Raw genomic sequence first — 6,707 nt, forward strand, 5'->3', positions numbered from 1 at the left:
CAGCTTTATTGGCACTCGCCTTTTGACATAGAAAAAGAGCATTCTTCTGGCCTCCACGTGATTATTTTATGCTATAAATTTAAACCATGAGTTTAATTTCACGTCATGATCTAATCAAAGGCCTGCAAACCTCCCTCCCCCGAGGAATGCCCTTTGACCTCGACACCCTGCAGCAGCATGGCGTGTCCCCTCAGCTGGCCGCTAAATATGTCAACAGCGGCTGGCTGGTTCGTCTTGGCCACGGCGTCTATGCCTTCGCTGGCGACTCTCTGGAACTGCACCCTACCCTCTGCTTCCTGCAAACCCGTATCCGTGGGCTGCACGTCGCCGGGAAAAGCGCCTTGGCCATGCAGGGTGTTCGCCATAACCTGATGTTTCGAGACTCAACAACCCTGTGGGGGGAGCAACGCTTTTCACTGCCGGACTGGCTGACCACCCGGTTCCCGGCACACTATGTGTCCGCAACCCTCTTCAATTGGCCGGACGCTTCCTGGCCGGAGAAAACGCTGACTACTCCGCCGGGGGTGGTCAACAGCCTGCGCGTTTCCGTCCCGGAGCGGGCATTGCTAGAAATGCTTTATGAAGTAGGAACACATCAAGGTGTAGAAGAAGCCTACAACGTTTTTTCCGGCGTCCGTAACCTGCGACTGAACACCTTGGGACCGCTTCTTGAAGCCTGCACCAGCATCAAGACCACGCGACTACTGCTGACCTGGGGACAAGAAACTGGAGCCATCAACCTCGATCTGCTGTTGCAGCAATATCGCATCCCTACCGGCAGCAAAAAACGCTGGATACGTCATCTCGATGACGGCAGCCTACTGAGCCTCAAACCCCATGGATGAGCGCTACGCCCAAACCGTCCGGCTGCTGCTAACCGCTGCGCCGGCCGTCTTCGACAATGACATCTTCGCCATGAAAGGCGGGACAGCCATCAACCTGTTCGTCCAGGATATGCCCCGCCTCTCCGTTGACATTGATGTGGTGTATGTCCCATGGCAGCCGAGCCGGGCGGAAGCCCTGCGCGATATCGCCGCCGAGCTGGAGAATATCCGGGAACGCCTTACCCCCTTGGGGGTCACGGTGCGTACCCTACCCTCCAAGGATCAGGGCGAAACCAAGCTGTTAATCGAACATGAGACCAGCCAAGTCAAGATTGAAGTGAATTTCGTTTTTCGCGGCACGGTTCTCCCCACGGTCAAGCTGGCACTCAGCCCCAAGACCTCCTTGCAATTCAGCACCGAAGTGGAAGTACCCATGCTGGCGCCGGACGAACTCTATGGCAGCAAACTGGTTGCAGCCCTGGATCGCCAGCATCCGCGCGATCTTTTCGACGTCTGGCGACTCTTTGAAACCGGCGGACTGACTGACGCCACCATCGAATGTTTTGTCACCTATCTGGCTGGTGGGACCCGCCCTTTCCACGAGGTGCTGTTTGGCACCGACAAGGATATAGAACGCGAATACCATAACCACTTTGTAGGCATGACGACCGAACCCGTCCCCTTGAAAACACTGCTTGAAACAAGAACTCGCCTACGGGAAGAACTGTCGCAACGACTGACGCCCAACCAGCGAAGCTTTCTGGTCAGTCTGAGTCAGGCTGAACCGTCATGGAAGCTTCTGCAGTGCCCCCATGCAGCCGAACTTCCTGCCTTACGCTGGAAGCTGGAAAACCTGAAAAAATTCAGTAAAAAAAGACCGGAAGACTTTATCGCCCAGACCGCAGAACTCGCACGTTTGTTAGCCGTGCCTGCGACTGCCCCAAAACCTACGCTCGCAACCAGTGAGCCTTCATAAGGAGAGTCAGCCACCATGCTGAATCAGCTCTACCAGTCCTACATGCACTTCGCCTGGATCCTGTACGCGGCGTTCTGCTACATATTCTCAGCGCTGATACTCTTCGTGGGGTGCAAACTGGCCTGGCACATTGCCTTCGGCGAAGGAATACTGACGATCCGTTTGGGCCGCCTGATCATTCTGGAAGTGGAACTGATCACCAACCCAAAGAAAAAATGACCCCGTGCCGCCGGGAGGGAACCTGCTCAGGCGGCGACATCACACTCCCCTCCCCCTGATTCCACACAGCAGGTCTACCGGCATGCTCTCGCCCTAACGGGCGGTGACGGCCAGAAGACATCCTCCTCCCTTACTCCGCCTCCCCTGCTGGCCTATGTGTCTGGACACGCCAGGAACCAGCGGAAACGCTCCGCGCCTGTCTCCAGGACGGTTAAAAGTGCTGTATCTCATCAATCCACCAACAGCATCGGCGACATTGGTTAAAATCAAAAGACACCTTTTTTAATATTAAAAGAATATTCTTTTTAACCTTTCACACTGGTAAAGTACGCTGGTGCCTGGCTCACTTTATCCCATCAACTAACGTCAACTTGCGTCGCGCGGTAGACCACTGTCATTGCAGGAAAGCGGGCCGGCACTTCACCATTCCAAGCCAACCGGAGCTATCAGGAGCCACTCATGCCGATTCTTCAAGGACTACTCCAACTTGCCCGCCCCGCCCTCGCCCGGATCAATCAGAAGATCCAGCAACGGCTCAACTCACCGGATCAGCCCCGGCTGGCGGTACTCATTGATGCCGAAAACATGCCCACCCGCGGACTCGACTTGTTGATGGAGCAAGTCCATCGCTGGGGCCAGCCCGTGCTGATCCGGGCCTATGCCGATTGGGCCAATAGCAGCGTCTCCGCCTGGAAAGTGGCATGCCGGACGCTGCCCATTCAGACAGTACAGCAACACAGCTATGTGAAAGGGAAAAGCACAAGCGACATGGCCATGATCATCGACGCGATGGACTTGCTGTACAGCAAACCCCTTCTGGACGGGTTCTGCCTGATCAGCGGCGACAGTGATTTCGCACCACTGGCCGTCCGCCTGCGGCAGCAAGGAAAACAGGTTTTCGCCATCGCTAGCCGCGATAACGCCCCCTGCTTGCGCGGTGTTTGCCAACACTTCACGACACTGGCCGCATTGGAAGCCAAACCGGCGGTGAAAACCCCGCCATCGGCCACTCCGACAGCCCCTGGCAAGATCACGAAATTCACCAGTGACAAGAAGCCGGCGGGCAAGATGGACATCAGCCAAGACCGGGCCCTGAACGCATTGTTGAGAGACGCCTATGAGAAATTGCCCAAGGAAGAAGCCGTGTGGGTCGATATGACGAAGTTCGACACCAGCGCCCGGAGCCACGCTTATTACCTGACGATCCGAAAAGAGTTCAGCAATCTGACCCAGATGTATCAGGCCCTGGGCTATCTGGAGTTGGGACGGCGTGCGGAAAAACCCAGTCAGTATTTCATCCGTCTTAACGCACCGGAGCAAACAGTAGCCGTGCCGCCCTCACCCGCGAAACCCGCACGGGAGGATAAACGCCAGGCGCTTTTTGACCGCATCAGCGCCTTGGCGAGGGTTCATGCCGATGATCAGCTCCGGATATCTCCGACAGCTTTGTACGATGCCCTGATGCTGCTGATGCCTTCCTTTGACCCGAAAAACTTCGGCTATGTCACATGGGAAGGCGTCGTAATGGATCACCCGGAGCTGGTCGAATGCAAAGGCCCCGGCAGCCGCTTCAAACACATGCTGATTCTTCGCCCCCAGGAGCGCACACCACTGCCTCAGGAAACACACGATGAGCAGATCCGCCAAGCGATCAGATTATTCCAGCGGCCCGATCACTGGGGTTTGTCGGCGGACGTCCTCCGCTATCTGACTCACCCTTTGACTCACCACCGCTGGCCGGAAGACAGCGCCCGGGAGCTGCTCTGCAGCCTGCCGTCTGTGACGACAGCCAGCGATGTGAACCGTCGCGAAATACTGGTCGGGATCAGTGATGATCCCCTACGGGCGCAGCCCCGCGCCTTCAGCGCCAATAACAAACCGGACCTCAGTCTGACCGGCCTGTATGAAGTCATCGCCATGGCGGTGGCATTCCGGGCCGACAGCGACGGTTGGATGCTCATGGCCGATACCATGACGGAAATCCAGCGCCGCTACCCGCAGTTCACGACCCGCATATACGGTTTCAACGGGCTACGGAAGCTGATCGATGCGGACGGACAGTTTGAAACCCTGAGCCGGAATGGCCACGCTTGGGTGCGGCTTCGCAGTCGGAAAGCCCCAGCTCAAGAGCGCCAAGTGGAAGCAGCACAGGCCGCGTAATGCGCGGCCCATTTTTTCATATCATTTAAATATTCTTATAATTTTCAAAAAATATTACTAATAGATTAATTATAGACCATACACACGTCCCCCCAATCTGAAAAATTAACAAACGCCCTACTCGACTTCTGCTTGTGGCGCTTAAGGCTACGCTCTCCGCGATCACCATGAAAAAATGATTTATTTAATATCTAATTAATATTAAAAAAGAATGAATCCCGCGTTGTTGTTGACACTTGAGGGGCTTCGGAAACGCCCCTCAAGTGTCAATACATCACCTTGCTTCAGCTACCTGGTTTTATCGCTTCGTCGTTAAGACCTACCGCCAGCAGCGTAGATAAGACTGTCGGGTGCTCGGGCATAACCACCAGCTGACGGATCGCCTCCAGCTGATCCTCACTCAGTTGACCGTCATCAGCAGGATAGTCAATAGAAGTCGATCTGGTCGGAACAGAAGCAGCAGTCGGTACAGGCAAGGAAGAATTTCGATGATGGGACATGATGACCTCAATTCAGTTTTGGGCAAGTGAAGCCCGCCTGACCGGCAAGACGGTCAGTGCGAACTGAATTGATGAACAGAATATGACACTGGTATCACACCTTATTTAATATTAAAAAACAATTAAATAAGGTGTAATTTAGGGGCTACTCTTTCAGCATGGCTCGTGCCCGCTCCACCGCCATCTGCAAAGCATCCAAGACTTCACTCGGAGTCAGCCCAAGACCGTCAAATGATTGGAGTCGCACTTCAATATGTCGATGAGCCATGGCCGGCCGTAAGTTGTCTGCCACCGGCTTCATGGGCGGCGTGTAACACACCTCCACAGGACTGGCAGCATATAGCGACGCCATGTCTTCCCCCGGTTGCCGGTAAGCATCCAGCCGGGGATCATCGGCGTTCAGTTGCTGAACGCTGCCATCAAACATGCCCGTGACTGGCAGCCCTCTGGCCACGCTATCGGCAATGGCTTGGCCGCAATACGCGCAAGGGAGATGACCGGTTGCGGCGGACGTTGATCCAGCGGATGTTTGTCCATCACCTTGCTCCGGAAGATTGGAAAAGCACTAACATCTTCAGCCTAGCATACCGCCGTCACTGTGACTTTTCTTCCTGCTCGACGGCCCGAACGATCGCCAGGTTGATCATCCCGGCACGGGACAGTGCCAGGCGCTCAGCAACGGCATCGAGGCGGGTCAACAGGGCAGGGGGGATGGTCAGGCTGATCTGTTCCCGCTTCCCTTTCTGCACACCCTTACGTTCCTTTTTGGCGCTCTCACCATCCGGAGCGCCATTGATAAACTCATCCACCGGAGCCGCTGGCGGCGGCGTCACCTTGGCGACAGGTTTTGTAATAGCCATATCATGCCTTTTTAATATTCAAATAACTGCTTTCAATATTAAAACAATTTTGAAAGCAGTGCATGGAGTTCATCACTGGCCTTGGCGTCCTTCGGTGAAGCCTCCAGCACGGAAAGCCCTTGTCCGGCGGCATTGGCAATTGCCTTGCGGCGCCGGATGGGCGTATCGAGATAGACCAGTTGCGGATAGTCAGCGACAGCCGCCGCAGCATCCGCGTTATCCGAACCGCCTGGATCTGCCGAATTCAACACGGCATAAGCTTTTAATCCGTCACGCACTGACCTAGCCTCATCGATCAGGGCACAAATGTCAGCCAACGCCCATACATCCAGAGAGCGGGGCGCAAAGGGCACCAGCAGCACATCGGACAGCACCAGAGCAGCGCGAAGGGCAGTGGAGTCACGTCCACCGGCATCAATGACAATATCCTCGAACTTTTTGCCTTGGTGCTGAACCTGGGTCCGCAATGTCGTACCGTCTGCGTATTGGGCACAGGCAATCGCCGGCTGACGCCCCGACTCCGCGCGCAACGCAATTGCGGTCTGGGCTGTCCCTTGGCGGTCACCATCAATCAACCAAACATCCCGACCTGATAAGGCACGAGCAATGGCGATGTTCAGCGCCAGTGTCGTTTTCCCGACGCCGCCTTTAGTGTTACCGACTGTGAGTATCATTATTACCCCTTATTACACCCATTTTAATATTAAAAAGAGGGTCTAAACGGATGAAAAGAACGGATTCGAGGATAAGGCCATGACACTTAAAAGTCACCCCCCAAAACTAAAAACAATGCTTTTGCACCGCGTGCGGTGCGGCGCTTGAAGGAGCGAAGGCAGCGGAAGCGGTGCCCCGGAGGGGCAGCCACAGCGACTGGAGAGCGCCAAGCAAATTTGGCCAATACATGTTTTTGGCAATGCTTTGCACGGTGAGATAGCCAGCCCGGAGGGCTGATCCATAGGGGTGAGCGAAGCGAGGGGCAAAGCCCCTGGGGGTGCCGGGTGGGGAGCGCGTAGCGCGGGCGTAGCGTAGCGGAGGAGCCGGCGGGGCGTAGCCCCAAGAGGCGGTGCGCGCCTTCGCGCGCGTGGTTATAAATTTGGTTAAATTTAGGTTATATGGTTAGTGGCTCCGAAAAGCGGGCGTAATTTATTGTTTTACATAAATTTTATGG

General features: G+C 55.3%; 8 protein-coding genes. 4 read left to right on the top strand and 4 right to left on the bottom strand.

Going from position 1 to position 6,707, the window contains the following annotated elements; genetic code table 11:
* Nucleotides 1-86: 86 nt before the first annotated feature.
* The 4 genes from EV700_RS00735 (at nt 87) to EV700_RS00750 (ending at nt 4,179) form a co-directional block, all read left to right on the top strand.
* Entirely contained in the window at nt 87-845 is a 759-nt protein-coding gene (locus tag EV700_RS00735) for a type IV toxin-antitoxin system AbiEi family antitoxin domain-containing protein (RefSeq protein WP_130410453.1), read from the top strand.
* Complete coding sequence (locus EV700_RS00740) at nt 838-1,800, top strand: nucleotidyl transferase AbiEii/AbiGii toxin family protein (RefSeq protein ID WP_130410454.1); 963 nt, start codon at nt 838-840, stop codon at nt 1,798-1,800. The genes EV700_RS00735 and EV700_RS00740 overlap by 8 nt, the downstream gene beginning before the upstream one ends.
* Nucleotides 1,801-1,815: 15 nt before the next feature.
* Complete coding sequence (locus EV700_RS00745) at nt 1,816-2,019, top strand: hypothetical protein (protein WP_130410455.1); 204 nt, start codon at nt 1,816-1,818, stop codon at nt 2,017-2,019.
* Between the two features lie 459 nt (nt 2,020-2,478).
* On the top strand, nt 2,479-4,179 hold the full coding sequence (locus EV700_RS00750) for an NYN domain-containing protein (protein WP_130410456.1): 1,701 nt from the start codon (nt 2,479-2,481) through the stop codon (nt 4,177-4,179).
* A 284-nt stretch (nt 4,180-4,463) separates the two neighbouring features.
* Here the strand turns inward: EV700_RS00750 and EV700_RS00755 are convergent, their stop codons facing one another.
* From EV700_RS00755 to EV700_RS00770, 4 genes are all read right to left on the bottom strand, one after another.
* The gene (locus tag EV700_RS00755; RefSeq protein ID WP_130410457.1) at nt 4,464-4,679 is read right to left on the bottom strand and encodes a hypothetical protein; all 216 of its coding nucleotides are present in this window, start codon (nt 4,677-4,679) and stop codon (nt 4,464-4,466) included.
* A 145-nt stretch (nt 4,680-4,824) separates the two neighbouring features.
* The gene (locus EV700_RS00760) at nt 4,825-5,106 is read right to left on the bottom strand and encodes a hypothetical protein (protein ID WP_130410458.1); all 282 of its coding nucleotides are present in this window, start codon (nt 5,104-5,106) and stop codon (nt 4,825-4,827) included.
* Between the two features lie 166 nt (nt 5,107-5,272).
* The gene (locus tag EV700_RS00765) at nt 5,273-5,539 is read right to left on the bottom strand and encodes a ribbon-helix-helix domain-containing protein (RefSeq protein ID WP_130410459.1); all 267 of its coding nucleotides are present in this window, start codon (nt 5,537-5,539) and stop codon (nt 5,273-5,275) included.
* A gap of 38 nt (nt 5,540-5,577) precedes the next feature.
* The gene (locus tag EV700_RS00770; RefSeq protein WP_130410460.1) at nt 5,578-6,213 is read right to left on the bottom strand and encodes a nucleotide-binding protein; all 636 of its coding nucleotides are present in this window, start codon (nt 6,211-6,213) and stop codon (nt 5,578-5,580) included.
* Nucleotides 6,214-6,707: the final 494 nt, after the last annotated feature.

The organism is Fluviicoccus keumensis, from assembly GCF_004217445.1.
Taxonomy (GTDB): domain Bacteria; phylum Pseudomonadota; class Gammaproteobacteria; order Pseudomonadales; family Moraxellaceae; genus Fluviicoccus; species Fluviicoccus keumensis.

What these genes read in the sequence shown, in the direction of transcription:
- EV700_RS00770 (WP_130410460.1), bottom strand. Translation starts at nt 6,213, where the DNA reads ATGATACTCACAGTCGGTAACACTAAAGGCGGCGTCGGGAAAACGACA.
- EV700_RS00755 (WP_130410457.1), bottom strand. Translation starts at nt 4,679, where the DNA reads ATGTCCCATCATCGAAATTCTTCCTTGCCTGTACCGACTGCTGCTTCT.
- EV700_RS00740 (WP_130410454.1), top strand. Translation starts at nt 838, where the DNA reads ATGGATGAGCGCTACGCCCAAACCGTCCGGCTGCTGCTAACCGCTGCG.
- EV700_RS00750 (WP_130410456.1), top strand. Translation starts at nt 2,479, where the DNA reads ATGCCGATTCTTCAAGGACTACTCCAACTTGCCCGCCCCGCCCTCGCC.
- EV700_RS00745 (WP_130410455.1), top strand. Translation starts at nt 1,816, where the DNA reads ATGCTGAATCAGCTCTACCAGTCCTACATGCACTTCGCCTGGATCCTG.
- EV700_RS00765 (WP_130410459.1), bottom strand. Translation starts at nt 5,539, where the DNA reads ATGGCTATTACAAAACCTGTCGCCAAGGTGACGCCGCCGCCAGCGGCT.
- EV700_RS00760 (WP_130410458.1), bottom strand. Translation starts at nt 5,106, where the DNA reads ATGTTTGATGGCAGCGTTCAGCAACTGAACGCCGATGATCCCCGGCTG.
- EV700_RS00735 (WP_130410453.1), top strand. Translation starts at nt 87, where the DNA reads ATGAGTTTAATTTCACGTCATGATCTAATCAAAGGCCTGCAAACCTCC.